Source organism: Niallia sp. RD1, assembly GCF_024219955.1.
GTDB classification, from domain to species: Bacteria; Bacillota; Bacilli; order Bacillales; family Cytobacillaceae; genus Niallia; species Niallia alba.
Genome location: NZ_CP100420.1, coordinates 5,275,916 through 5,301,703 on the forward strand (window position 1 = coordinate 5,275,916; position 25,788 = coordinate 5,301,703).

Here is a 25,788-nt window from a genome sequence, read left to right on the forward strand (position 1 = left end):
GGTTTTTTAATTCAAGTCTCAGAGATTCTAAAATGTCCGAGACTAGTTTTTATTATAAGTATGTATTCCCGCTAGCCATGTAGACTAGCAGGAATCTTAAATCAATATGTATTACTTAATTATTATGTATTATTGCTTTTTACTTACTAACTCTTGTACACATTCAAGTATAAAATCCTTCATTTCATATCCATAATCAGTCATAACTATCGAACAAAGCATATTCTGTTCGTAATCGTCTAAATCATCATATCCTGGAGATTCAAACAATGCTTTATAGTAACCCATTTCTTCTTTGATTCTGTCCTTTACAACATCTACTAAGCTGTAAAACTCTTCACTCATACCGTTTGTCCTTCTCTCAAAATCATATATTGTATAGATTGCCAAACGACACCATGACGATCAGCTTGCTGTTGGTAAAAGTCTGTTTTCTTACCTTCCCACTCTGCAAATTCTTGAAGGATAACTTCTTTAGCTTCTTGGTTTAATCTACCCGGCTTCTTCCTATTATGAATATTTTCATGGTTCTGTTTAGCTGTGCAAAGTTTTAAATTATGTATATTGTTATTTGACTTGACACGATCCTTATGATCTACTTGTAAATTTTTTGATGTAAAAAACTCTTTAGTGCTTTCGGTAGCTGCACAAAGTACAATCCAATGCAACCCCATTCGTACTAGCTCATTGTCATCATTAATTAATGTCGTATAACAGTACCCTACCTTGTTTGCTGATGTTTTTTTTAACCAAGCACCTGTTCTCTTATCTGTTGGCTTTCTATAGATTCTACCTGTATAAATATCAACTAGATATCGACTGAATCCTGGTAATTCGAATAAGTCCTTTGTTTCCATTTCTTGCACTTTAGTTCCTCCCTTATAAATTAAAACAAGCCAAGAGACATAATTGCCACTTGACTTGAATATGATATTTTATGTAATATGTAAATTGAATAAGTATGTAAAAATTAGGTTATAATAAAATTATTTTTTACAAGCTGCTGTTCTAAATTTCATGTTTTCAACATTAACCCGAACCATTTCACGAATTCTAATATATTCTTGTGACAAACCGGACTGATTAGTATTATTGAAATGATTAATTTGAACTGTTAAATAGTCCACTAGATAATCTCTAATTTCTTGCATAGACTCAATATGAGTTTTTAACTTTTTATTACCATGTCTAGCTTTATGATTACGTTTGTATCTTAATCTAGTCTTTTTATCTCGATGATGATTCATGAAGTCCTCAATTAAATCGTATAGTTTAGTTACATTGTAGTTATCTAAGTTAGCAATAAAAGTATCTACATTGTAGATGACCTGCTCATGAGAAGCATTTTCTGATACTACCACACCATTAACTCTTAATTCATTGATAATATCTGATACCCAGTCAAAGAAATCATCTGCTTTATCAGTTCTAGCTTTACGGCAAACTTCCATAATACCTTTTGAATTGTACAACATTGTAGGATACGACTTATTATCAGTACCCCTTAAATTGAGGGTAACTGAAAATCCATCCAGTCTATCGCTATATTTAGCATGAAGATTGTCAATCGCCTTCTGTGGATTTGCATACCCTAAAGCTTCACCAATTTGTTTTCTTGTTGCCCATACTTCTTTTTCACTGTCCATGTAAAAATCCATAGTCAGTGTACCAAAACTTGCCTGTCTTACTAATTTCATTAAATCATCCACCTTTTCCATTTTATTTTGTTGACTGTTTCTTTTGATATAGGCGAGCTACAGACAAACAACACCTGATTGTCACTTAGTGATAATACTTCAATATTAAGTTGTAATGGAATGGTTTGGATGTAAAGCATATCTTCTCGACATTCTCACATCTTGTTAGGCATCTCACCCTAACAGACTCACTGTCGGATTTAAAATTTGTAATCCTTATTAAGTCTACCTACCGTAAAGCGAAAGGGAGAGTAACGCCCAGTAGATAAACTTAATAAAGATTACAAACTAATCCTTGCTTTCTATAACTCTATCTGATACAATTATCTCAACTGGATAAAAGTATCTTTTTTATACGGAATTATTTTCCAATTTAAATATTAATAATAAAAAAATCGGTAGGAGATGTATTTTAGCTATCTACTTCGACTTTAACTTTCTTTGTCGTTCGGTCGCAATATTTGAGCGCTCTTGCGTTTCGCTAATCCCCTACCATTTAGTAACCAAAATAGTTTGCTAGAAAGCCTATTAAATCAACGTTCTTAGGCTTATTTCGTATTTATTTTAGGGAAAATGAAATCAATTAGTCTCTTTATCTATTATCAGACTAAGAAAATTCTCCTTATTATTCATATACACATAGTTCATGATGTATAATGCAATACCTTGCATATCTTTCTTCATACGTTTCTCTGCTTTTGTATCCTCCTTTTTACTTGTGTTAACCTCCATAATGTAACTTAATTCCAGCAATAACCTATGTAAAGTACTGATCTTAATTTTCTTCTTGTTTATCTTATAATTAACTTTTTCAGCAGCATCATTTAAAGCACGATACTCCTCATCTTCTTCAATACTTTCAGTAGCATAAATCCTACCAATTGTCTTCTTATACTCTTTAACACCTTCGATAATATCTTCAATTTGCTTGTTATCATATTTTTCTTGTAATTCTACTGGTGTTAAATCTCTCACTATATCCATCAATCCTAATTTACTCGTATTGTATTCAGCTTTAGGAATAGCATCGATATGTTGAATTAGCGTATCCATTGGTGTTTTGAATTCAACTGTATTTTTCGGTTTACTTGATGTAACATATTTCCAAAACAATGGTTTCTTTCTTGATTTCCTTCTTAATTTTCCTCTAGATGAAAGTGTAGGTATCTTTAATTCAGGCATTGATTTTATACTTCTTAGTGCTCCTTCAACATCTATATCTACTTTCTTCTTTACATAATCAATCGCAACATTCGACAATACGACTGTTACAGCTAACTCCTTTTGTATATCATCTATATCCTTCTCTTTATCTACTTTATCCTTATCCACTATGTATTTATCATCATTTTGTATATCCCATAAGACAGATACTAGGTATTGAGCAGTATTAGTTACTGATCCGATCCACCTTTGACTTAACGCACCCTTTTCATCTATTAGACTTAAATTTTCATTTGTTAATTCAACTGGATCTGAAGGTGGTATTATAGTATTTATTATGACTGGATACTTCCTATTCGATAACGTTTTATCTATGACACTGTTCCATTTTTCATCTGAGAATACTGCTAAAGTATCGCCGTCCGTATCCATTCCATTTGCCACTACAAGGATTGTGCTTTTTATAGCCGTGATAACAATAATATTAGGTGCATCTGTAAAGTTGAAATACTTTTCAATTAAATGATTATCAGTATTTTTAACCTTATAATAATTATTCATTGCATTATGTGGATTTCGAGCGACTGTATATGTTTCATTAAATTTATGTAATGTTGTATAGACTTCATTATTATGTAAAGTATGTGATATTACTTCTCCATTCTCATCTTTGAGCTTACCAATAACACTGAGTAACATCTCATAAGGTGAACTGACTACCGTACAATATTCACCTTGTAAACGAACCTTCCCACCTTTTACTTTTGTTCGATAAGCAGATATTTTACTTTTCCGAGTGGTACGGAAAAATTTAAGATTAGCCACTTCATTGTTTTTATTGTATAAGTCTACAAGCATGTTATTACAGTTAGTAAGATCGGCATCTTCCTTTAAATACTTCACAAACTCATCATTGTTATTTTGCAACTGTTCTATGTAATCAACTTCATACTTTGCTAATTCTTTTATGTCCTTAGGTTGAGCATCTATAGTATTAATCATTTGATACGAACTTCTAATCATTCCGTTATGCTTGCTGGATTTCTCAAATTTACATATACCCCATTGACAATTATCAGCGATAACTCTTTCACACCATTTCTGATATGCTTCTTTTTCTTTCCCCTTCTCAGCAAATTTCATGAATTTTAATGCTGAAGGTGTGGTGATCAATAAAATCTTAGATGCTAGTATAACGTTTCCGTATAAATCAGTTAGTTTCCACTCATCAAAGTTAACAGGAATAGATGGATCATATTCTTCATTTAATGGATTAGTCAATTCGGTGTGTTTATTTCTTAGGAATTTTTGAATATTAGTGTTGAAACTACAACATTTAAAGAAATGCATTCTTAACTGTGCCGAACCAGCTTTCTCTTTACCAATGCTTCTCATTAATGACACATCTATAAGTGCCTGACCGTCCCATATGTTATTTTTAATAGTTGCTTCAGGATTAAAGCTGGCTTTTAGATCATTCCCCACTTCCAAAGCTTCTGTTTCCAGTTTGCTATACTCATCTGCAATAATAAAGATGTTATCGGGATGAATATTTATTGTACCAATAATACTACTCGACAACAGACTCTCATAAGCTTTCAGACTAGCTATATCATACTTCTTATGTGCTTCGAATTTTAATCCCATTCTCGACCACTCTTGCATATTTTTATGTAGTGTATCTAAAATAAATAAAGTTTGTGAATTTCTAGCTTTAGAAGCTGTATTTTTGTATAGAACATAATTATTACCCTTGTAGGTAAATCCTTGAGTATACAGATAATTTCTTAACTCCACAGATGTCATAGGTTGATAAATGTCAGCATTATTATTATTTTCAATGTGTTCAATCTGATTAGTTAAACGTTCAATCTTAAATTCACAATTGGCGATTGTTTTCTCATATGTATTAATTTTACGACTGTTTTGCGATAATTCGATTTTCTCTAAGCAATACTTTTTCTGATTATGTAGTTTCTTAATTTGATAGCTCAATCGGTCAATTAAACTTTCATATCCTCTGACAAATGAAGTAATCTCCTTACCATCCTTCACCTTATTTTTAAACTTAACATTGATAATAGCGTCCGATTGATACTTAACTTTCGGATTACCATTCTCATCTAGATTACCTTTTAGTTTAATTTTCTTCTCTGTAAACTCCTTCATTTTTCTAAGTTGAATTAATTCTAATGAGAAAGGTTGCATCCCATTGTAATTCATATCAGTTTCAATACCTCTAACAGATAAATCGTATAACTCTTCAGCTTCAAATGATGGTATATATGTCGGTAATTTATTCAACAACAACTCTCCCTTTTGTAATTTATTATTTATATTAAGTAGTCAACCGGTTATTATAAAAATCAATTATGTATCTTTTCGGCCTAATCATAATATAAAGCTGAAATTTTTAATTCCTATGTATTGATAATTGCATATTTAAATTTATTAATAATTGGCTCTTTATCAAAACATGTTCTTGACTAAGAGCCGTAGCCGTATTGAATCCATTCTTCATTGCACTCCAATAAAATGTGTTGCTTATAGCACTCCGGATTGCGAGTGAAATAGTGACGACGCTGCAGAGCCTTGATTTTATTATTTTTTCCTTCAACCGATGCATTCGTAAAACGCAATTGATGATAATTACAGATTTCTTCTTGCCAATTGTGCATCGTTTTTAAACAGATTTCTACAATCGGATGGTCAATTGCTTTTCCTTGCGCCAGCCATCTTTCGTAACCTTTTTTGGCAAGGCTATACGATGGACTGCAGTCATACCAAGCAATGAAGGCTTCTTTCCATTCATACACTTGGCGAAGTAATTTCGCATAACCAAGCAGTCGTTTTAAAATCACCATTTCGTCTCTTGTGATCTGGTCATGACGTTTACCAAGAATATGGAAGTGTTGTTTTAAATCGGCTTTCGCACAGGGAGAAAGGCTCTTTTGAACCTGTTTTCGCATAGTTTGTAAGGTATCCGTTACGTAACGATTGACGTGAAAACGATCGGCAATTCGAATGGCATTTGGATACATTTCTTTTACGAATGTATGATAGCCTTGCGCTAAATCCATGACGACAGCGACGGGATTAAGCGTCTGCCAAATCGGCTGCGCTTGATAATAATCCTGTAATTCTGCAATCGTACGACCTGGGATGACATCTAAAAACGTGCCACCACGTAAATCGTGTAAGCCGGTGTTATATCGATGTCCTTTACGAATCGCAAAGTCATCGATACCCAGTACAAGACCCGTACTCACTTTAGCCTGTTGTGCGCATCGTCTTTGAACGCGAACCGACTCCACTGCCATCCATTGACGTACAACACGGTGAACCGTTGTTGGTGGTGTTTCAGAGAGGCGCGCCGCATGGGCAATCGTCGCTCCTATCGCTTGTTTCGGTAACGTGGCTTCAAATGCCTTTGTATAGCGCTTTTTTGGCGCAACACAGTCGTAATGCCACACAAAATGGGCATGACAATCTTTGCATGTTAAACGGATAGCGGGCAGCAGTAAATACACCCGTTTCCCAAACGCAGGGAGGTGACGTACTTTTCGTTGATAAGCCGTGCCACGACGAATCGTTTGCGTTGATGCACATACTGGACAAGGCTGTGTGGCATCAATCGGTGTCACTTCAATGAGCACTTGATCTTTTACTTTTTGAATAGCACATACATTTAACTCTGGTAAATCGAGTAAAACCTTGATAGAATGGGAATGCATCTGTATACCTCGTTCTGTTGTTTGGTCGTACTTTCAACATTAACGGATACAGATGTTTTTTTGTACTCTTTTTTAAGCAAGAACAGATTTTGGCGTAGAGCCTAATAATTTAATTACTATTTTTAATAATGTATAAATCTGACCTAATCATAATATAGAATAATTATTTTACTTTTAATTTTATAATTGATTAATTAATCTACTATACTAATAGATTGACATATTATATTAATATGTAGGTCGGAATTGTACACAATGAGAAATGTCAATTAAAAAGGAAGTAACTCAACCGGAAAACTTTCACCTTCAACTTCTTTCTTTTTCTCTTCTTCCAACTTTAAGTATTCATTTGCTTCCAATACCTTTATCTTGTCGTACGGTTTTGCAACTCCAGCAAACTGGATATAGTCATTAGCTATGTATGTATTTGCTTTCCTTTCCCCATCTGGTAATAACACGCAGAAGTATTCCTGATTATGTATACCGTCAATTACTCTATGCTGCCTTAATTTTGATAAGGCTTCCTTCATGGTAGTATTAGACAACCCTACTTCCTGAGCTAGTTTAATCATCGGGCAGTCATATCTACCACCGAATATTTGATTCTTCATTTTTATGTAACTGTATAAGTAGAATGCAGTACATCCTAGATCATCATTCGCCATACAGTATAGAAATACTTCAAATGGGACTAGGGTAGTATTATCCACCTCAAAGAAAGTTCCATTTTCATGTCCTTCCTTCAGGTCTTCCTCATACCTATGTAAACCTTTTATTGGTGTCTTAATGACGAATTTATTATGTATCTTCCCTATGTAATCACTAGGCAATGCTTCTTGGACATACGGATGATAAAACATGGTAAACGCTGGTCTATTATCAAAAGGTGGATCCTCCATATTCCAATAATACGGGAAGTCCCTATCTGTTGATGTATAACCCATTGTGTCTAATATGCCATTCTTTTTAAATATGTAATCAATCCCCCTAGATTCAGGGTTATAGCCTAATATACGCTTCATTTTCTTTATAGTTGCTACTGTATCGTAGTATTTAGCATACCTATAAAGCCAAGAAGCTAAGTAATAAAACGAATATGCAACTGGTATATGTATAGCTTTCTTCATATGATTCTGTAAGTCGTCAAATATCTCATTAGCTATGAATATCTTTGACTCTAATTCATCATATTTTAAGTATTTGATTAGCTGATATTCCTTAACTGTTGCTTGTATACCCTCAGTATTTTTGAAGATATACTTTTTCTTATCATCTATATCCTCGACCCTAAGCAAGATAAATCCATTAGACTGTAAGTGTTTAGCAACATCTTCTTTCATAGTTGAAACATTATCGCTCATCCCATCACATCTCTCCCATGTGTGCCTAATCTCACTCGGCAAATTAGTCTCTGTTATTATGTAAGTTCTATTATTATTTTCCTACTAACCAAGGACGCTGCTTTATAAAATCTGCTAGATCTTCTCCATACATTTCTTTTCCTACTTGATATGTATCTTCTGGATCATCTAATTCCTTGACAAGCTTTTCAACATGGTCAGCAAACAAATCATATAGTTTGTATTCACCTATAAAAGACATTAAAATATTGTCTAATCGAGTAGTATCGTAAGCATATTGACTACATCTTTCGTCTAGTTCATCAATTGCTAAGTCTAATTCTTTATGCGTATCATGACCTTTAGTAAGTTCATTAACCTTTTCATTGATGTGGTTTCTAAGCTGTATAGAGTTCATTTTAAGTAATGCATATTCATATCTAGTGGTTTCTTTAGTATTCATTAAGCACCTACTTTCGTATCTAATTTCAAGAAGTTTTTGCATGATTTAATATGGCGAGACTTAATATCTTTACTGTGTCCAACAAGCATTCTTTGTTCTCGTTCATCTTCTAAGTAAACTTGAACATCTAAGTTTTTGAATGCATCAGCAATAATAATTAATGCTAAACTTAAATCATCATAGTTTTCTACAAAGCTTATTTCCGAATCTGCCATCACTAGGTAAATAGTGAATGTGTTATCGCTTTGGTGTCTGATGAGTACATGATTTACTAAGTTACTATTCTTATTTGTTAATTCAAAGTGTTCCAATGCTAGTTTGTAAGATTGAGCTAACTGATTAGCCATTAAAACTGCTTCACCTTGCTCGAAATTGGTGATACGACTTGGTGATGTTCCAATCATTTGAGCCAATTTAGTAAGTGATAATCCTAGTTCAGTACGTTTCTGCTTTAACTCCTGACCACGTTTATACCAATGTAGTTTATTTGCTAATTTAAAGCGTTCTTTGCGTTTATCACTTCTTGTAACATCCATTAAAGTGCCATCTTCCAAGAGCCATTTAACTACTCTGTTTGGGTTATCAGCTTGTTCCTCATTAACTTCACCGATTACTTCTTTTTCTTTTGAGGTAAGCAAATCTATATAATTACCTTTGAATGCTTTTAATTCCTCTAATTCCTCAGGTTCAGATTCCCATCTTTCTTTTTCGTACCAGTATGTAAACTCTTCTGTAGGAATTGGTTTAAAACCAAAGTGAATTAATGCTTCCTTCTTTATGTAATCAAAATCTGAATCGTTTCGTAGTGCTTCAATAATATTTGTCATTATTTTTCCTCCCTTAAATTAGTTTCATTCGATTTTTTCCCGGCAGTAGCCGAATTATACCTGCTAAACTCGTATATTATCTTTCTATGTATCATGTCGAACAATTGTTTCTTGCGGACGAATGCCTTGACCAGGATCACAGCAATTATGTACAAACTTATGGGTACTCTTCATTTTCATCACCTCCTTAAATGTAATTATTTTCCTTAAGTACAACGGAAGGGTTATTCTATCGTACTTTTTGTTGACACTTTAAAAACAAAGTGGTAATATAAATTTATCAAAAGTACCTATTTTCTAAAAAAACATTTTAGGTACCTTTCAACAATACCCGTTCAAAATTTGAACAACATAGTTTTAAAACGAATCTTAGGTTTCAATTTGTTCGAAATTCAAACAAATTATTAGCCAATATACAGATATAAAGATTGGTTTACACTAAATTGTTAAAAAAGGTATAGATGATTTAAGTTATCACCATTTTTAAAAAAATTATAAAGTAGTTAGACATCCCTTTTTATTTAACTTATCAGGAATGTCTATTTGTATTAGTTTAAAATCTGTTGGTTAATCAATCATACAACCTAATGTCAAATTTCGTCAATATCTTTTTGTGAAATAATTAGAAATATTATGCTGTTTGTTCATTCATTTCCTTTAATGAAGCTACTTCTACAGTTTTTGCTAATGTTTTATCTATAATTTTAAATATTTTATCAAGTTCATACCCTTCTTTTTTGGCATATGCAAGTTGTTCGTCAGTAGATGCTTCATCCATCTCTATTTCCCCAAGCGGACTATAAAGCTCCAGTTTAATATCGTCAATCTTATTCTCAGCATGAAATAGTTCATCTAAATTCATCTCCGCAAAAAGTTCGGTTACACTAATTCCTGCAAAAAATTGTTCCTGGATATCTGTTAAAGTTGTCATGTTTTAATTCCTCCTATTAATGTTTGCTTTTTATATCGGCATCTCTTAATAAACTTTATATAGGTAATATTTTCCTTTTAATCAAACATATTAGTAAAAGGTGTGTAGACTCCTTTTTTATGCTGTATAAAAGCAATGCCAACTAATAAGTAGTGTTTTTGCTCCTTAGTTAGTGACCGCCATTCTTTACTTGATATTCTCATCAGTTTTTACCTCCCCTAATCTTGCAATTTCAAATAAAATCCCAACTGCAGGAAGTATCATACTCATTCCGATTACTTGATAATAATATGTTTGGATAAACAAGTCATAAAATTTATACCCCTCATCTAATCCTTCGTTTATTGTTTCGATATGTTGGTTCACTCTAGCTTTAATTGTTTTAATTTCGTAATCTGCTAACCGACAATTAGAGCTTACTTCGAATCTAGAGAGAGTGTACTGTGTTGTCATTGTTTTAACAGCTCCGTAATATTTTCGTCGATTAGGCGGTCATATGCATTCGAAGTAAAGTATTCCAATAATGAGACTGTGGTGAGTTTTTCGTATAGTTTTATAATTATTTCCTTTTCAGTTTCAAAATTACCGACCTTCCCTAGATTGACTAGCAAGCCAGTTGAGTAATAAAGATCTAATTCATTGATATATTTCATTTCTGATAGAAATGCTTCATCTCCATTTAGATATAAAGCTGTTTTATCATTAATCTTATAGGCTTTAATAATCTCCCCGCCTATCTCCTGATAACTTGTATCTAGTTGATTTTTGTGACTGTAATCCAAAAGCATTTTAATTGGTTCAAGTAACATTTTAACAACCTCCACTTTTGTTTTCTAAATAAATATTTAACTTTCTAAATATAGAATAACCTTTAGAAAACTAAATGTCAACATTTTATATTAACTTTTTTAAAGATATGTTATACTTTCTAAAGAAAACTTTAAAAAGGAGGGAAGTTAGTGATATCTTACGCACCATTGATTTCTACATTACATAAGAAAAAAATATCTAAATCAGAACTCATGGAAGGTATTAAAACATCTTCAGCCACAATTGCTAAAATAGGCAAAGATGAATATATTTCAATGAAAGTGTTGGATGATATTTGTAATTATTTAAATTGTGAAATTGAAGAAGTAATAACACATGTTAAAGACCAGACAGTGAGTGAATAAACTCCTGTCTTTTTTATTGTTCAAAAACCTCGTTAAACAAATTAATAATCTGATACTTTTTAAATACCTTCCTAACAATCCCATTGAAATAGCCATTCACGTTCTTCACTTTGCGTTTTCGTATCTTTGATACCAATACTCTTATGGCTTCATTTGACGCTGTTTCTAGCTCATTTGAAGTTAGTTTGAATAACTTTGAGTGTATGTAACTGATTCTAAATAGCTCTTCTATTTGCTCAACTTGGAAAAAGTATGCAGCATAATCGGCAAAGGATTTATTAACAAAATTAGAAATAACTTTAGGTTGATCATTACGAACAGGTTCTTCTGTACGTATTTCTTTATCTTTTATTTGGGTAGTTTGAGAATTGATAGTTTTAGCATGGTTCAATTGTTGCTGATTAGATGGTTCAAAGCGATTAAACACGTATACGTTGCTTGATTTACTGCCATTCTTACGCTCTGTTTGATGTATGACTAATAAGCCTAATGATTGAGCCTTAGAAGTCATACGCTTAAATGTTGAGCGACTGATAGCATATTGATCTAGCTCATGAGTAGCCTTTGTTATAGTTGCGATTTTAGCATTACTAACACCAGTTACTTTCGCACAGAAACGGATAAGTCTTTTTAATCCAACAAGTTCTGACTTAGTGAATTTAGATTTAATATCAATCATCCACTGCTCTATATTATTGTTAAAGTCCTTAATATCTTTAAATTGTGATAAGTGTTTAAATGATTCTATATTGTTTTGTTTCACGACAAATAAACCTCCAAAAATAGTATTAGGGAGGTATGTCCTACTTAAAAAAGTCAAACCTTAATAAATGTATGAAAATCCTTGATTTTTTGAAGGAAATAACATACAATTATATTAACTAATAAGTGTTCCTTAGTGGACATACCGAAGATCTAACTGTTCCCGCAGTTGGATCTTTTTTATTTTTTTTATGTGAATCGGACTTTAACTCCGAGTCCTTTATTTAATTTTCAACTTTCTTCTGGTAGTTGTTTTTCTCTTTTCCTCAATTAAATGCAAAGGTGAGAACATAGCATGTTGTTCCTTCACGGTATCATCTAACATGTGGGCATAAATTGAGGTTGTTGATAACTCACTGTGCCCAAGGATAGATTGCAAAGCCCTCATAGATGCCCCTGGTTGAGCCAAGAACAGCATAGAAGCAGTGTGACGGAATAAATGTGGATGAATTCTCTTTCCTATATTGAGTCTCTCTGTAATTACCCTAAAATGCTTTCTAAACGTATCTGGTCTTAATGGTTTCCCATGATTGGTAAGGAAAATATACTCACTGTTAAAATCCTCATTCTCTTTTATCATTTCTTCAATTAGTTTCACTGTTTTTTTAGTGATTGGAACCATTCTAATTTTCCCATTCTTTGTATTAGTGAAAGTGACGGTCTGTGCTATAAAATCAACATCTTGTTTCTTGAGTGATAAAACCTCATTGATTCTTCCGAAAGAATCTAACAGACAATGTATAATCACAAATTCACGAAATTCACTATAGAGTTCTTTATTTAGCGATTTCAGTATCTGTTGTACTTCTTGGATGGTTAGTGTATCAACCTGTTTTTGTTTATCTTTTATCCTGTTTAGATTAGAAAATATATTTTCTTCAACGATTTTCTCTTCGACTAAAATATTAAAAATGGACTTGGCGTGATTGAGATATGTATTAGCTGTCCCTTTTGACACACCTTTCTTTTTTGAATTCGCATTAAGATACTTGTGATTAGCAAATTGAACTTTATCATTAAGTTGCCAATACATAAAATCCCTAGCGTGATCAAAAGTTAAAGTTTGTACATCCGTTTTATCTCCAAAATAACGGTCAAAATCATTGAACACTTTTTCGTAATTCGCCAAAGAAGAAGCACTTACCCCTTCCAGTTCTTTGATTTTCATCACAATATTTCTTGCATCATCCATCGTGAATACTCTCTCTGCTAGCTGATAATTAGTGAACCTTTTTGTTTTTCGATAGACTGGATTAGACAAAAAAAAGCAACCTCCTCCCATATCTAAATGATACGAAAAAAGGCTGCTCTCAAATTTCAGGTAATGGTTATCCTATAGCTAATATAAGGAGAACATATGTTCAAAAACCCTTAGATTCCAGCTAATCTACAAACGTCTCTTGCAATCATTACTTCTTCATTTGTTGGAATTACCATTACTTTTACTGGAGAGTGTGGGTAGTTAATGAATGACTCTTCACCAGAAATTTTATTTAATGTTGGATCCCAGTATACGCCCATAAATTCAAGACCTTGAAGTACTCTAGCACGAACGATTTCACTGTTTTCACCGATACCGGCTGTGAAGATAATTGCATCTACACCGTTCATTCCAGATGCATATGATCCAATATATTTATGAATGTTATCGGCAAATATTTGTAAGGCAAGCTCTGCACGATCATTTCCTTCTTTTGCTTGCTCTGTAATATCACGTAAATCACTGGAGAAACCAGAGATTCCTAAAAGACCACTCTTTTTATTTAATACTTGTAGCACTTCATCAGCAGATTGATCTGTTTTTTCCATGATGAACGGGATAAGAGCTGGATCGATATTACCAGAACGAGTTCCCATTGTTACCCCAGCAAGAGGAGTGAATCCCATAGAAGTGTCCATGGACTTTCCACCTTCAATAGCAGCAATACTAGCACCATTTCCTAAGTGACATGAAATTAAACGTAATTGTTCAATTGGACGACCTAATAATTCAGCTGCACGTTGAGACACGTACTTATGGCTAGTACCATGGAAACCATATTTACGAATTCCATATTGCTCATAATATTCATATGGAAGACTGTATAAATAAGATTTCTCAGGCATAGTTTGATGGAACGCTGTGTCATATACTGCTACTGCTGGAACATTCGGTAATACATGTTGGAATGCACGGATACCAGTTAAGTTTGCTGGGTTGTGTAGAGGCGCCAATTCTGATAAAGTATCAATTTTATCAATTACTTCATCTGTAATTACTGCAGAATCAGCAAATTCTTCTCCACCATGTACTACACGATGTCCAATTCCATCGATTTCATCTAATGATGCAATAATGCCTAACTCTGTTAATTTTCCTAAAAGAATTTTAACTGCTACATCATGATCTGGAATTTCTGTAACCTCTTTGATTTTTTCACCGTTAACGGAAATATTGAAAACAGCATCAGTTAATCCAATGCGTTCTATTAAACCTTTTGTAATTACTTCTTCACTTGGCATTTCAAATAACTGAAACTTTAATGAAGAACTACCCGCATTAATCGCAATAATTTTTGCCATAAAATGATTTACTCCCCTTTTATATAACAACTTATTATTTACTTTGTCTGACATTGAACAGATCCAAACATATTACAGACAAGATTTACTTCTTTCAGTTTTTCATTAAAACATTCTACTAGAAACATTTCAAGCACATTATACCCTGTTATTGATATTTTTTTCATTTTTCGTGTATTTTTCGAAAAAAAGACATATTTATGTCGATTATCTTCTATATAATAGAAAAAATCTGTCTTATAACAATTTTAGTAAAGAGTACATTTTATTCCTGTTTATTCTGTTTGATCCATGTATCCATTTCACTTAAAACTTTTTCCATAGCTGGCATATTGGATAGCCTTGGCACTTTTGCAAGTAATACTTGTTTTGGCGCTACTATATTATTCCCCTTTTTCTGCAGAATCAATATACTTTTTGCCGACTGTTTATTTTTGAAAAGCGTTTCCGGTAATTGCAATATCCCCTGTATGTGAACTTCTTCTTTTATATATTCATGGAGTTTATCCGCTTGCTCAGACTCAAATAAATTATTGGGAATAACAAAAAATGCATAGCCACCTGGTTTTAAATAATTCATGCTTTGTTCAATAAATAAATGATGAGCATAAGTATGTCCATTTTCAGCTTTCACTTTAAATTCATTTGCACGAACATCATTTGGATAATAGCCAACTGGTAAATCACTCACGACTACATCTACTGGATCGATGAATAAATGTTCTAGGCTATCTTGGTTATAAAATTCAACTTGTTGTTCCTGCAAATTAGCATTTACTAGAGCTAGCTGTAATAGTAAATCATCAATATCTACACCATATGCAGCTAAATTTTTGCCTTGCTGATAGTTCATTACGGTTGTTAATAAATTCCCTGTACCAACCGCTAAATCTAACAGACGAAGATCCTCTTTTACATAAAACTTCTGCACTAAATAGCCGAAAAGAATGCCGATTGAATCTGGTGTCATTTGGTGATTTGGTTGTGTACTTTCTTTCATCCCTTTTAAAATGACAAGTTGAAAAGCTTTGCGTATTTCTTCTTTTGTGTACTTAGCTAATTTAATTGCTTCATACGATTTTCTTAATCTCTTTTTGCTTAGTTCGCTCAATTCTTCCTGTAAAATAGCTTCTTGGAAAATATTTTCCCCTGATAAAGCTAATGATTCTAAATACGTATACTCTAATTCTTCTTGTATAATCAATGCTGTTTCATTGAATACTGTAAATAATTCTTCTACTGGAGAAATGTTCATATATTATCACCTATTTATTGTAGATTGTTGTTATTACCTTTGAGAAACCTTTAAATGGCTTTTCATGTCTTATCTTCAAGCTTCACACAAAGTATGCCTTGTAACCACATAAAGAAGCTTCCATCAGTGTTTTTTCCTCATCTCCCACTCGTGGTTAGTTGCACTTATCGAACTTTTCGGGAGAGTTTCTACGCCTAGTTCTTCGATTTCCCACAGCTTTGAGGCGGGGGGGCTTACTGCCCGCGTTAAGAGTTGACCAGAAAAAGAAAACAGACAAATAAAAAGAGCCTGTCCTTTTAATAGAAGGCCAAACTCTAGCTTATCACACGGTTAATCATTTAACCAGATAATCGATGTATTACCTGCAATTAAGTTCATCAGTTTGCTGCTTTTGCTGCTGAAATAGCTGCCTCATAGTTTGGATGGTTACTGCCTTCACTTACATATTCTACATATGTAACAGTATCATTTGTGTCAACAACAAAGATTGCTCGTGCTAATAAACGCAATTCTTTCATAACAACGCCGTACGCTTCCCCAAAAGATAAATCTCTGTGGTCTGATACAGTAATAACATTATCTAAACCACTTGCTGCACACCATCTTCTTTGAGCGAAAGGTAAATCAACACTTACTGTTATTATCTCTATATTCGCAAGATTAGCAGCTTCTTCATTAAATCTTCTTGTTTGCGTATCACAAACACCTGTATCAATTGAAGGAACAACACTAAAAAGACGAATTTTCCCCTTTGAGCTTGCTAGTGATACTTCTGACATATCATTAGCTAATGCGATAAAATCGGGTGCCTTATCTCCAACCTTCACTTCATTACCAATCAATGTTACTGGGGTATGTTTAAATGTTACTGTTGCCATTGTATTCTCCTCCATTTTTTATGTAATCTTATGTAATTACTTTCATCATAGCGATTGTTCCTTGTATTTGCAAAAATTACGAACTGTATAAAGAATGATTTTCATTTACAAGTAAAATGAAACGAGTTCACCGTTTATTGTGAACTCGTACTTCCAACCATTATATTCGTAGCAATTCTAACTATTAAAATTCAATATTTTCTTTTTGTTGATGTGTATGACCTTCACTACTATTTGACTCAGAGGAAGAATCTTTTTTTGCAAACATTTGCTGAATTTTATCAACTGCTTGTGGCGCAATGTCCAAGATTTTTTCGTATAGGTGTGTACTTTCGTCCAAGTGTACCATTTTTACACCTTGAGCATTTACAATCAAGAAAGCAATTGGCGTAATACTTACTCCGCCACCGCTACCTCCACCGAAAGGATGCTTTGTTAGTGAATCGTTTAATGAATGATTTTCTAGCGTAAACTCGCTTCCTCCAGCTGCAAACCCAAAGCCTACTTTGGAAACCGTTAATATAACGCTGCCATCAGGTGTCTCGACTGGATCGCCAATAATCGTATTGACATCAATCATTTCTTTTAAATTTTCCATTGCGGTTGTCATTAAGCCTTGAATTGGATGATCTGACATTTTCCCATTCCTCCATTTGTACTATTGTTTACTTGGAATAGACGTTTCATTAGTTTTAAACTTAGGAAAACCATCTTTCCAATATTTCACCAGTTTAATTCCTGCCATCATAGCATGCCCTATCCGAAATTGAATCATACAAGAAAATAATGTTTCAGATGCAACTCCTTGAAAGTGTGGATAAATATTGATTTTTGGCATATCTCGAAGTTTCATATAATTACTAATAATCCCGATAATGCTTCCTTTCACTGCCCATATAGCTCCAGAAACCATGCCAGTATGAGCTGCATCACCGAGTCCAACAATAGAACTCCATTCTATATTCCTTATTGTAAGTTTCGCTAAAAATGACCTTACTATGCGGTGAAATTGAACAACATGATTCAATAATTCTTTGAAATTTGATAAAAAATTCAATAAATCAGAAGGAGAATATTGTTTTGTTTCCTCCGTTGTATCTTTTTTACCCTTTATTTCCGTTTCCTCTTCCATCACCAACGTTGGGGAGTCATTATCTATTTTTATCAGAGGGATTGTTTTTTTATATTTTATAAGTCCAAATAATGCGCGAACCTCTATTTTTAAATCATCATTATCCTTTTTATGATAATAGCGTATATGTATGGTTAATTTTAAAAAGCATAAGAGAACGAGCAGTAATAAAAAAGCACCAATAATAATAGCGATTATGAAAAGAACTTTCACTTTGGTAACACTTCCCTTCAGCTTATTATTATTGGATAAAGTAGGTAAAAATAAACATGCTTTACAAGGAATCTTGACTCAATGTTTAAGCAAAAATAAAGAAAACTGCCAACAGAGGAGAGTCTTCCCCCTCCTTCACTGTTGATTATTGCACTTATTGGACCTTTTATGAGAGAGTTTCCACCCCTAGCTCTCTCAATTTTCCGCAGTTTATGGTTAAGTCTTACTGCCTGTGAAGAGTGGGAGAAATTCCACCCATTAAGAGGCTGGGATAAAACAAAATATATACTGCGTAAAGGCGAACAATCTCTCATTTAGTAGTGAAGCCAATTCGTTCCATTGCGTTTTTAAAGGTTATTTAGTTCCACCAATTTTTTTAAAGAAAATTTAATTATTAGGAAAAGCGGAGCAGATTGAATACACGTAGACTCCTATGGGAGCTGCGAGAAAGTCCGAGACCCTGCAGGCGAAGCCGAAGCGGCTCGGCGCTCGCCCCATGGAAAGCAAAGTGGATTCAGTCTGCGGGTAACTACCTCAAACCCTATTTAAAATGAATAAAAAACCCAAACAATTATACGAAAATTTGATTAACAATCTCCATATAATGGTTCGAGTTTATATTTGGTTGCAATACTTTTGTCCCAGCCTCAAAAAAAAAAACAGTCCATAACAACATCGACGTTGTTATGGACTGTTTTTTTATCGATCATGAATCACTGCCGTATCAGCAAATAAGTCATGAATTCCTTGTTTTTTTGGCAAGAAGGCCACTAATGCATATAAAATGAAAAAACTGCCAGAGATAAATCGACCGATCCACTCCCGGAACAGAACCGTATCCCAAGTTAACTTTTCTTTGTTTATAGGCACTACCTTTAAGCCAAAGATCATTTTTCCTAACGTTTGTTTTAAAAACTTAGTCATTAAAACAAAATACAAATAAAAAGTAATCGCTGTACAAATGTTTACCGTAGAAAAAATACCTGATTCATGCAACGGCACATCTAATATTCGTAGAATTGGGTAGATTAAGATACGGTTAACGCTCGAGACAATAATTAAGTCGGCTAAATAAGCCCAAAAACGCATCCAAAAGCCTGCATAGACATAAGAAATTTCCTTATTTTGTTCTTCTGCCAGTACTGTTTTTTCAATATCCACTTGCTTCTCTGATGATACTGATTGCTCTTGTAGTCCTTCTTCCTTCTGTAATACTTCTTGTTCAAAATCATCACGTTCATTACTCATTATGTCCCCTCCTATTCTGCATATAAATACATTAGCCGAGGTGAGTTAGCATTTGTGACGATTTTTAATATATTTGCTAATTCTTTATCCTCACTTGTTATTAATTTTTTTGCAGTCATGCCGAACAGGGAACCAAAACCAGTATTGTCGGTATACTTAACAACCGCTGCGTCCTTTAATTTATAATCTGTTTTCATCTGTTCTACTACATCATCAAAATAGCCAAAATCATCAATTAAATTTAATTCCTTCGCCTGTCTACCATCATAGATACGACCATCTGCGATTTTTTTCACTTCTGCTTCTGTCATACCTCGTCCGTCCGCAATAACTTTAACAAAGCCAGCGTAAGAATTGTCGATTAATTGTTGGAGTATATCTCTTTCTTCCTCTGTCATTTCTCTCGTTGAACTCATGATATCCTTATACTTACCACTCTTAATTGTGACAAACTCTACTCCATATTTTTCAGCAAGCCCTTCAAAATTATATCCACTCATAATAACTCCAAGTGAACCAGTCAATGTTTCAGGACTTGCAAAAATTTTATCTGCGGCTGCTGAAATATAATACCCTCCAGAAGCTGCCATAGAACCCATTGATACGTAAACCGGTATGTCCGATTCCTTTTGTATTTCGACTAATTTATCATGAATTTGGGCACTTTCTACAACTCCTCCACCTGGAGAATTCACTTTCAAAATAACTCCTTTTACACTCGGATCTTCGTTTATGTAATCAAGTTTTTCCATAAATGAAGTATGGTTATATCCTACTGTTGAGAAAAGAGATTCAGCATCGCCTGTATCTTGGATGGCTCCAGATACTTCTAAGACCACTATTTTCTTAGAATAATCTCCATCCTCTATGTATTCTTCTACATAAGGCGCTTCTCCCTCACTTAGGAATTGTCCAAATAACTCTTCTACATCTGTTGTAAATGCCATTGATACCATGCTGGTAATAATGGAGAAAGCGAATATAACACCTGCTATCCCTAAAGCTGCCCAACGTTTTCCACTCATTCACTCATAACCCCCTATTAATCTTTCTATTTCATATACGTACTACCATCGAGAATGTTTCAGAAAAATGGTAAAGCACTTAAATATCGTATTAATTTTTCTATTGTATTATGCTATTCCCTTTGCTTGCTGTCGCTTTTTGGAATTAGTAAATAACTTTGTTTGCGAAAGAGAATAAATCGATAATGCTGTCCAAATAAATATAAATGCTAATAAATGAGAAGGTGTAAATGGTTCATGATATACAAATACCCCAAGAATCAGTGTCAATGTAGGTGTTAAATATTGAATGAACCCCAGCATAGATAAAGGAATCTTCTGCGCCCCCTTAGCAAAAAACAATAATGGTACTGCAGTTAATACACCTGAAATAATTAATAAGAAATCCAAACTTGCTGAAACTGCTAAAAATGCATGATCCCCTTTAATAAATAAATAGCCAATATAAAGTAAAGCAAATGGTGTAATAAACATTGTTTCCAATGTTAATCCTACATCCGAATTAACTTTGATTAATTTTTTTGTTAAGCCATATAATCCAAATGTTAATGCTAAAGATATTGCTATCCAAGGAAATGCGCCATGTGCAAATGTAATAATACAGACTCCAATTGCAGCTAATCCGACGGAGACATACTGAATTTTCGACAATTTTTCTTTCATTACAAAAATACCCAATAATACACTTACTAATGGATTTATATAATATCCGAGACTAGTTTCGATTATTTTATTTGCATTTACAGCCCAAATATAGACAAACCAATTACAACTAACTAATACAGAGGCAACAAATAGCATAATTCCCTGTTTTTTTTGATGCTTAAATGATCGCAGTGTTTGATAAAACAATCCCCATTTACGTGTAAAAGTTAGTAAAATACACATAAATATAAACGACCACAAAATTCTGTTTGCTAGAATTTCATCTGCTCCTACCCCCTGCAGATGTTTCCAATATATCGGGAAAAGCCCCCATATTAAATAGGAAATCGCCGCAAATATGACCCCATGCCGAACGTCGTTTTTCTCCATCATCATCGCTTCTTTCTATATTCGAAATATTCCATATTATATATATTTTTTTGGAAGCTGGCAATCTTTTTTAGCATTTTGTTTGTAAAGGAATGAACCTTTTTGCGGAATATTTTCATAAACAAGCAAAAAGATTAGGGATTATTCCTAATCTTTTTATTGGTTATTGCGCCAAACGTTCATACATTATTTCATTTCCAACAATCGTTTTTGTTACTATTATTTTCTCAATTTCCTGTGGATTTATTGTAAAAATATCTTTGTTTAATATGGTAAAATCCGCTAGATATCCTTTTTCGATTTTTCCACGGTTATCTTCATGGCAAATAGCATAGGCACTTCCTTTCGTATACAGGCAAACAGCTTCATAAACTGTCAATGCCTCTTCTGGAAGATATCCTACTCCCCGTTTATCCTCATCGTTAGATCTTGTTACAGCCGCTTGAATTCCTGCTAAAGGATTCGCACTTTCAATCGGAGCATCTGAGCCTCCTGCACAATGCAGCCCTTCTTTTAATAGTGTTTTCCAGGCATAACAATAAGCAAGATTTTCCTTTCCAAGTCTATCTATTACCCATGGAAAATCAGAAGCTACAAAGCTTGGCTGGATATCTAATATTAAAGGTAATCCTCTCATCCGTTCGATTAAATCTTTACGTAGCATCGTTGCATGGATAAGACGATCTCTCCCAAAACCTTGCAATGGGTGTTTTTCAATCGCCTCTAACACCATTTCAAAAGCTGCATCTCCGATTGCATGGACTGCTATTGGAACTTCTTTTTCTCTTGCTTTCGCTACCAATCGATTTAACACTTCTTGGGTAAAAATACTTACTCCATTTGTGGAAGGATCATCATGATATGGTCTACTTAATAGTGCCGTTCTTCCACCAAAAGCACCATCAGCAAATATTTTCATACTACCAAGCTCAACCCACTCCGAACCTCCTAAATATTTTCCACCTGCTTGGATCATTTCTTCAAATACTTCATGATGAACAAGCAAATGAGCTCTAAAAAGATTCCCTTCTTCTTCTACTACTTTTTTAAAGGAACGGTATGTACCTTCATAGCCATGATAATAGTTTAAATCTTCTGTATGCGCTCCAGTAAGCCCTAAGCGATAAGCATCTTTAATCCCTGCTCGCAATGCTCTTTCTACATAATCATCTGTCACCTTAGGTAATATGCTTGTGATTAATTCTTGGGCTTGATCTTTAAAAACCCCTGTAAGATTGCCTGCTTCATCCTTTTCAATAACACCGCCAAATGGGACTGCTGTATCATTTGTAATATTGGCAATTTTTAAAGCATAAGCGTTCACTGCGATTGCATGCTTGCATATTCGATTTAACAGAACTGGATGATTTGGCACATACTCATCGATATCCTTAAAAGTTAGCGCCTGTTGCTCTGGCCACATGTTTTCATTCCAGCCATCACCAATAATCCATTCTCCTTCTTTTATGTCCTTCGCATAACTAGCCAGCAATTTCAAAGCTTGCTCTTTAGATGTACACGTTGATAAATTTAACCTTAAAAGTTTTTCCCCGTGACCAACTAAATGCATGTGACTATCTACAAACCCTGGCAAAAGGATATCACCTTTTAAATCTATTTTTTCTACGATACTTCCTGCAAATTTTTCTTCCAAGTAGTTTTTATCTCCATAATCGACAATATGCTGCTTGTCCGTAAAAACAGCTTCTACTACATGCCCTTCCTCTTTAAGCGTATATATTTTCCCACCATAAATAAGTTTCCCCATCAGATCCTCCTGTTATTTACTTTTCATAAAAGAGGCTGGGACATAAGTATTCCAGCCAAGGATAATTCCGAACAATTATACGAAGATGCTAATGAATGTTCCGTATAATTGTTCGGGCTTTTATTTGTTTTTCAAAGGATGTTTCCATGAAGTTTGGTGCGATTCCCCGCAGCCGGAATACACTTCGCTTTCCATGGGGCTCGCGCTGAGCCGCTTCGGCCTGTGGCCTGCAGGGTCTCAGACTGTCTCGCTAATCCCATAGGAGTCTTCGTGTATTCCGGCTGCTCTGTTTTTCCAACTAATTATATTTCCTCTTGTAAAAAGTATGCGAAAGCAGCCGCTATTTACTAGCTATATTAGAAATTGTTCGTCTTTACAGAGTATCTATTTAGTTATGTCCCATCCTCTTTTAAATAGACGATCCTATTAGCTGAATGCGTCATTTTCTTCTTTAATACTTATTTTTCTGCTCATTTTCCCGTAATTCAACTCTTCTAATTTTACCTGAAGTTGTTTTCGGCAATTCATCCATAAATTCTATCTTGCGAGGATACTTATAAGGGGCTGTTAATTTTTTCACATGAGATTGCAGCTCTTTGATTAATTCTTCGCTTCCTTCCATTCCATCTCGAAGAACAACAAAAGCTTTCACAACATTTCCTCTGATCGAATCTGGACTTGCTACTACTGCACATTCTTTAACCGCTCTATGCTTAACTAAAGCATCCTCCACTTCAAATGGTCCAATTGTATAACCAGAACTGATAATGATATCATCTCTTCGACCTTCGAACCAAAAATAGCCATCTTTATCTTTTCTCGCACGGTCACCAGTGATGTAATAATCACCGCGAAATTGATTTTTCGTTCTCTCTGGTTCTTTTAAATACTCTTTAAATAATGCAGGTGTATCTTTATGTACAGCGATATCACCAACCTCATCTATAGGACATATTTCACCATCTTCATTGATAATTTCTACAATATTTCCTGGTGTTGGTTTCCCCATCGACCCAGGTCGTAATTCAACACCTTTTGTTATCCCAATTAGCAATGTATTTTCTGTTTGTCCATATCCATCACGTACATCTAGCTGGAAATGTTCTTTAAATACATCAATTACTTCTCTGTTTAATGGTTCTCCAGCGGAAACAGCACTTCGTAGTTGATTTAATTGATACTTATGAATATCTTCCACTTTCGCCATCAAACGATACTCAGTTGGTGTACAACAAAAAACATTTACTTCGTATTTCTCCAGAAGCTGCAAATATTTTTCTGGGTTAAATCTACCATGATAAACAAGTCCAATCGCTCCAGATCCTAATACTGATAATAAAGGACTCCAAACCCATTTCTGCCATCCAGGTCCTGCAGTTGCCCACACTAAGTCTCCCTCTTCAATACAGAGCCAATTAGGCGCAGCCGTTCTTAGATGAGCATATGCCCACCCATGTGTATGTACAACCCCTTTAGGATTACCGGTTGTTCCGGATGTGTATGAAATAAATGCTGTGTCTGTCTTAAGTGTATGAACGAGCTCAAGCTCATCGGAAACATCATGTACTCGCTCATCTAAAGTCATCCAGCCTTCTTTTCCTTCTCCTAGCACAAAACGTTTAATCGTATGTATTTCTTCCACCAGTTCTAATTCACCTATGAATGGATAATAACTAACAACTGCTTTTACGTCTCCGTGCTTGATGCGATATTGTAAGTCTTTCGCACGAAGCATTTCTGAACTAGGTAGAACGGTTAACCCTAGTTTTAATGCAGCTAAATATACTTGATAAGCTTCCATTATTCTTGGAACAATGACAAGGACGACATCCCCTTTTTGTAAGCCCTCTTCTTTAAATACATTTCCTATTCTATTTGCTGCTTTCATTAAGGAGGAATAGGTAACTTCTTTTGTTTCGCCTTCTTCATTCTCCCATTTCAATGCAAGTCTATCTGGATTTTGGGCAAATTTTTCAATCTCCGAAACAAAGTTATATTGTTCTGGAGCTATTAAATCTTCCGTACTCATAAATATTTTCCTCCTGATTCTAATTGTAAATACTTAACCCATTATACTACCCTACCTGTATTTTTTAAATTATTTAAATTTCAAACCTTCAATGAAATTAATGTATTTTTCTGAATTTTTTCAAAAAACTCTTTTCTTCTACCAGATAAACAGTTTTGAAGCATCATTCCTCTGAAAACTGCACTTCCTTTTGATGAGTAAAATTATTTTGCCAATAAAAAAGCCGTAAGAAAAGAGCAAGGCATGATGCCTTGCTCTTTGTAGCCATTGTATTAAATTATTTAGAGAAACCGCCGCCTAATTGTTGCTCAGCCATTTGTACTAAACGTTTAGTGATTTCACCACCAACAGATCCGTTAGCACGAGAAGTTGTTTCAGCACCTAAGCTTACACCAAACTCAGTAGCAATTTCATATTTCATTTGGTCTAAAGCTTGAGAAACACCAGGAACCACTAATTGATTTGAATTGTTTGCCATGTGTATCACCTCCTTGTGATAATAGAATGTGTAATACACCTGGCATTCATTCGTTTAAATTACTGGTAATTG

General features: G+C 34.1%; 27 protein-coding genes. 1 reads left to right on the plus strand and 26 read right to left on the minus strand.

What is annotated here, in order from left to right:
- Nucleotides 1-129 precede the first annotated feature (129 nt).
- From NKG37_RS25445 to NKG37_RS25495, 12 genes are all read right to left on the minus strand, one after another.
- Nucleotides 130-345: a hypothetical protein gene (locus NKG37_RS25445; RefSeq protein WP_254415546.1), complete on the minus strand. Its 216-nt coding sequence runs from the start codon at nt 343-345 to the stop codon at nt 130-132.
- Nucleotides 342-857, minus strand: coding sequence for an HNH endonuclease (locus tag NKG37_RS25450; RefSeq protein WP_367976441.1), 516 nt, complete (start codon nt 855-857; stop codon nt 342-344). Before NKG37_RS25450 ends, NKG37_RS25445 begins: the two co-directional genes overlap by 4 nt.
- A 129-nt stretch (nt 858-986) precedes the next feature.
- Nucleotides 987-1,697, minus strand: a complete 711-nt coding sequence (locus tag NKG37_RS25455; RefSeq protein WP_254415548.1) for a BRO family protein — start codon at nt 1,695-1,697, stop codon at nt 987-989.
- A 579-nt stretch (nt 1,698-2,276) separates the two neighbouring features.
- Nucleotides 2,277-5,165, minus strand: a complete 2,889-nt coding sequence (locus tag NKG37_RS25460; protein WP_254415549.1) for a hypothetical protein — start codon at nt 5,163-5,165, stop codon at nt 2,277-2,279.
- Between the two features lie 182 nt (nt 5,166-5,347).
- Complete coding sequence (locus NKG37_RS25465; protein ID WP_254415550.1) at nt 5,348-6,595, minus strand: ISL3 family transposase; 1,248 nt, start codon at nt 6,593-6,595, stop codon at nt 5,348-5,350.
- A 269-nt stretch (nt 6,596-6,864) separates the two neighbouring features.
- Entirely contained in the window at nt 6,865-7,956 is a 1,092-nt protein-coding gene (locus NKG37_RS25470) for a DUF5659 domain-containing protein (protein ID WP_254415551.1), read from the minus strand.
- A 73-nt stretch (nt 7,957-8,029) separates the two neighbouring features.
- Nucleotides 8,030-8,353, minus strand: coding sequence for a hypothetical protein (locus tag NKG37_RS25475; RefSeq protein WP_254415552.1), 324 nt, complete (start codon nt 8,351-8,353; stop codon nt 8,030-8,032).
- 44 nt (nt 8,354-8,397) lie between these two features.
- Nucleotides 8,398-9,225 (minus strand): helix-turn-helix domain-containing protein, encoded by an 828-nt coding sequence (locus NKG37_RS25480; protein ID WP_254415553.1) that lies wholly within the window; start codon nt 9,223-9,225, stop codon nt 8,398-8,400.
- A 631-nt stretch (nt 9,226-9,856) separates the two neighbouring features.
- On the minus strand, nt 9,857-10,156 hold the full coding sequence (locus NKG37_RS25485; protein ID WP_254415554.1) for a hypothetical protein: 300 nt from the start codon (nt 10,154-10,156) through the stop codon (nt 9,857-9,859).
- Nucleotides 10,157-10,233: 77 nt separating this feature from the next.
- Nucleotides 10,234-10,359, minus strand: a complete 126-nt coding sequence (locus tag NKG37_RS26220; RefSeq protein WP_302183200.1) for a hypothetical protein — start codon at nt 10,357-10,359, stop codon at nt 10,234-10,236.
- Complete coding sequence (locus NKG37_RS25490; protein ID WP_254415555.1) at nt 10,343-10,609, minus strand: hypothetical protein; 267 nt, start codon at nt 10,607-10,609, stop codon at nt 10,343-10,345. The genes NKG37_RS26220 and NKG37_RS25490 overlap by 17 nt, the downstream gene beginning before the upstream one ends.
- Entirely contained in the window at nt 10,606-10,965 is a 360-nt protein-coding gene (locus NKG37_RS25495) for a hypothetical protein (RefSeq protein ID WP_254415556.1), read from the minus strand. The genes NKG37_RS25490 and NKG37_RS25495 overlap by 4 nt, the downstream gene beginning before the upstream one ends.
- A gap of 150 nt (nt 10,966-11,115) precedes the next feature.
- Here NKG37_RS25495 and NKG37_RS25500 point away from each other — a divergent pair, with 150 nt between their 5' ends.
- Nucleotides 11,116-11,331 (plus strand): helix-turn-helix domain-containing protein, encoded by a 216-nt coding sequence (locus NKG37_RS25500; RefSeq protein ID WP_254415557.1) that lies wholly within the window; start codon nt 11,116-11,118, stop codon nt 11,329-11,331.
- Nucleotides 11,332-11,344: 13 nt separating this feature from the next.
- Here NKG37_RS25500 and NKG37_RS25505 read toward each other — a convergent pair whose 3' ends face one another.
- From NKG37_RS25505 to NKG37_RS25565, 14 genes are all read right to left on the minus strand, one after another.
- The gene (locus NKG37_RS25505; protein ID WP_254415558.1) at nt 11,345-12,094 is read right to left on the minus strand and encodes a hypothetical protein; all 750 of its coding nucleotides are present in this window, start codon (nt 12,092-12,094) and stop codon (nt 11,345-11,347) included.
- Nucleotides 12,095-12,313: 219 nt separating this feature from the next.
- Nucleotides 12,314-13,285 carry a tyrosine-type recombinase/integrase gene (locus NKG37_RS25510; RefSeq protein ID WP_254415559.1) on the minus strand — a complete coding sequence of 324 codons (972 nt, stop codon included), beginning with the start codon at nt 13,283-13,285 and terminating at the stop codon, nt 12,314-12,316.
- 179 nt (nt 13,286-13,464) lie between these two features.
- Nucleotides 13,465-14,655 carry an acetate kinase gene (locus NKG37_RS25515; protein ID WP_016202801.1) on the minus strand — a complete coding sequence of 397 codons (1,191 nt, stop codon included), beginning with the start codon at nt 14,653-14,655 and terminating at the stop codon, nt 13,465-13,467.
- A gap of 38 nt (nt 14,656-14,693) precedes the next feature.
- Nucleotides 14,694-14,822, minus strand: a complete 129-nt coding sequence (locus NKG37_RS26225) for a hypothetical protein (RefSeq protein WP_302183201.1) — start codon at nt 14,820-14,822, stop codon at nt 14,694-14,696.
- A gap of 98 nt (nt 14,823-14,920) precedes the next feature.
- Nucleotides 14,921-15,910, minus strand: coding sequence for a class I SAM-dependent methyltransferase (locus NKG37_RS25520; RefSeq protein WP_169188970.1), 990 nt, complete (start codon nt 15,908-15,910; stop codon nt 14,921-14,923).
- A gap of 377 nt (nt 15,911-16,287) precedes the next feature.
- Nucleotides 16,288-16,788 carry a thiol peroxidase gene (gene tpx, locus NKG37_RS25525; protein WP_101730639.1) on the minus strand — a complete coding sequence of 167 codons (501 nt, stop codon included), beginning with the start codon at nt 16,786-16,788 and terminating at the stop codon, nt 16,288-16,290.
- A 184-nt stretch (nt 16,789-16,972) separates the two neighbouring features.
- Nucleotides 16,973-17,425 (minus strand): GerW family sporulation protein, encoded by a 453-nt coding sequence (gene ytfJ, locus NKG37_RS25530; protein WP_016202804.1) that lies wholly within the window; start codon nt 17,423-17,425, stop codon nt 16,973-16,975.
- A gap of 21 nt (nt 17,426-17,446) precedes the next feature.
- Nucleotides 17,447-18,133: a DUF2953 domain-containing protein gene (locus tag NKG37_RS25535; protein WP_169188971.1), complete on the minus strand. Its 687-nt coding sequence runs from the start codon at nt 18,131-18,133 to the stop codon at nt 17,447-17,449.
- Between the two features lie 699 nt (nt 18,134-18,832).
- Nucleotides 18,833-19,381 (minus strand): RDD family protein, encoded by a 549-nt coding sequence (locus NKG37_RS25540; protein ID WP_016202806.1) that lies wholly within the window; start codon nt 19,379-19,381, stop codon nt 18,833-18,835.
- An 11-nt stretch (nt 19,382-19,392) separates the two neighbouring features.
- Nucleotides 19,393-20,406: a signal peptide peptidase SppA gene (sppA, locus tag NKG37_RS25545; protein ID WP_254415560.1), complete on the minus strand. Its 1,014-nt coding sequence runs from the start codon at nt 20,404-20,406 to the stop codon at nt 19,393-19,395.
- A 108-nt stretch (nt 20,407-20,514) separates the two neighbouring features.
- Nucleotides 20,515-21,441, minus strand: a complete 927-nt coding sequence (rarD, locus tag NKG37_RS25550) for an EamA family transporter RarD (RefSeq protein ID WP_169189707.1) — start codon at nt 21,439-21,441, stop codon at nt 20,515-20,517.
- A gap of 163 nt (nt 21,442-21,604) precedes the next feature.
- Nucleotides 21,605-23,209, minus strand: coding sequence for an amidohydrolase (locus tag NKG37_RS25555; protein WP_254415561.1), 1,605 nt, complete (start codon nt 23,207-23,209; stop codon nt 21,605-21,607).
- A 451-nt stretch (nt 23,210-23,660) separates the two neighbouring features.
- The gene (locus NKG37_RS25560; protein WP_101730636.1) at nt 23,661-25,238 is read right to left on the minus strand and encodes an acyl-CoA synthetase MbcS; all 1,578 of its coding nucleotides are present in this window, start codon (nt 25,236-25,238) and stop codon (nt 23,661-23,663) included.
- A 277-nt stretch (nt 25,239-25,515) separates the two neighbouring features.
- Complete coding sequence (locus NKG37_RS25565; RefSeq protein ID WP_016202811.1) at nt 25,516-25,716, minus strand: alpha/beta-type small acid-soluble spore protein; 201 nt, start codon at nt 25,714-25,716, stop codon at nt 25,516-25,518.
- Nucleotides 25,717-25,788 lie beyond the last annotated feature (72 nt).

Excerpts from the sequence above, each read along its gene's own strand:
- NKG37_RS25480 (WP_254415553.1), bottom strand. The coding sequence starts at position 9,225 with ATGACAAATATTATTGAAGCACTACGAAACGATTCAGATTTTGATTAC.
- NKG37_RS25565 (WP_016202811.1), bottom strand. The coding sequence starts at position 25,716 with ATGGCAAACAATTCAAATCAATTAGTGGTTCCTGGTGTTTCTCAAGCT.
- rarD (WP_169189707.1), bottom strand. The coding sequence starts at position 21,441 with ATGGAGAAAAACGACGTTCGGCATGGGGTCATATTTGCGGCGATTTCC.
- NKG37_RS26225 (WP_302183201.1), bottom strand. The coding sequence starts at position 14,822 with ATGAAAAAAATATCAATAACAGGGTATAATGTGCTTGAAATGTTTCTA.
- ytfJ (WP_016202804.1), bottom strand. The coding sequence starts at position 17,425 with ATGTCAGATCATCCAATTCAAGGCTTAATGACAACCGCAATGGAAAAT.
- NKG37_RS25555 (WP_254415561.1), bottom strand. The coding sequence starts at position 23,209 with ATGGGGAAACTTATTTATGGTGGGAAAATATATACGCTTAAAGAGGAA.
- NKG37_RS25470 (WP_254415551.1), bottom strand. The coding sequence starts at position 7,956 with ATGAGCGATAATGTTTCAACTATGAAAGAAGATGTTGCTAAACACTTA.
- sppA (WP_254415560.1), bottom strand. The coding sequence starts at position 20,406 with ATGAGTGGAAAACGTTGGGCAGCTTTAGGGATAGCAGGTGTTATATTC.
- NKG37_RS25520 (WP_169188970.1), bottom strand. The coding sequence starts at position 15,910 with ATGAACATTTCTCCAGTAGAAGAATTATTTACAGTATTCAATGAAACA.
- NKG37_RS25540 (WP_016202806.1), bottom strand. The coding sequence starts at position 19,381 with ATGAGTAATGAACGTGATGATTTTGAACAAGAAGTATTACAGAAGGAA.
- NKG37_RS25455 (WP_254415548.1), bottom strand. The coding sequence starts at position 1,697 with ATGAAATTAGTAAGACAGGCAAGTTTTGGTACACTGACTATGGATTTT.
- NKG37_RS25445 (WP_254415546.1), bottom strand. The coding sequence starts at position 345 with ATGAGTGAAGAGTTTTACAGCTTAGTAGATGTTGTAAAGGACAGAATC.
- NKG37_RS26220 (WP_302183200.1), bottom strand. The coding sequence starts at position 10,359 with ATGAGAATATCAAGTAAAGAATGGCGGTCACTAACTAAGGAGCAAAAA.
- NKG37_RS25485 (WP_254415554.1), bottom strand. The coding sequence starts at position 10,156 with ATGACAACTTTAACAGATATCCAGGAACAATTTTTTGCAGGAATTAGT.
- NKG37_RS25475 (WP_254415552.1), bottom strand. The coding sequence starts at position 8,353 with ATGAACTCTATACAGCTTAGAAACCACATCAATGAAAAGGTTAATGAA.
- tpx (WP_101730639.1), bottom strand. The coding sequence starts at position 16,788 with ATGGCAACAGTAACATTTAAACATACCCCAGTAACATTGATTGGTAAT.
- NKG37_RS25515 (WP_016202801.1), bottom strand. The coding sequence starts at position 14,655 with ATGGCAAAAATTATTGCGATTAATGCGGGTAGTTCTTCATTAAAGTTT.
- NKG37_RS25510 (WP_254415559.1), bottom strand. The coding sequence starts at position 13,285 with ATGGATGATGCAAGAAATATTGTGATGAAAATCAAAGAACTGGAAGGG.
- NKG37_RS25450 (WP_367976441.1), bottom strand. The coding sequence starts at position 857 with ATGGAAACAAAGGACTTATTCGAATTACCAGGATTCAGTCGATATCTA.
- NKG37_RS25465 (WP_254415550.1), bottom strand. The coding sequence starts at position 6,595 with ATGCATTCCCATTCTATCAAGGTTTTACTCGATTTACCAGAGTTAAAT.
- NKG37_RS25495 (WP_254415556.1), bottom strand. The coding sequence starts at position 10,965 with ATGTTACTTGAACCAATTAAAATGCTTTTGGATTACAGTCACAAAAAT.
- NKG37_RS25560 (WP_101730636.1), bottom strand. The coding sequence starts at position 25,238 with ATGAGTACGGAAGATTTAATAGCTCCAGAACAATATAACTTTGTTTCG.
- NKG37_RS25490 (WP_254415555.1), bottom strand. The coding sequence starts at position 10,609 with ATGACAACACAGTACACTCTCTCTAGATTCGAAGTAAGCTCTAATTGT.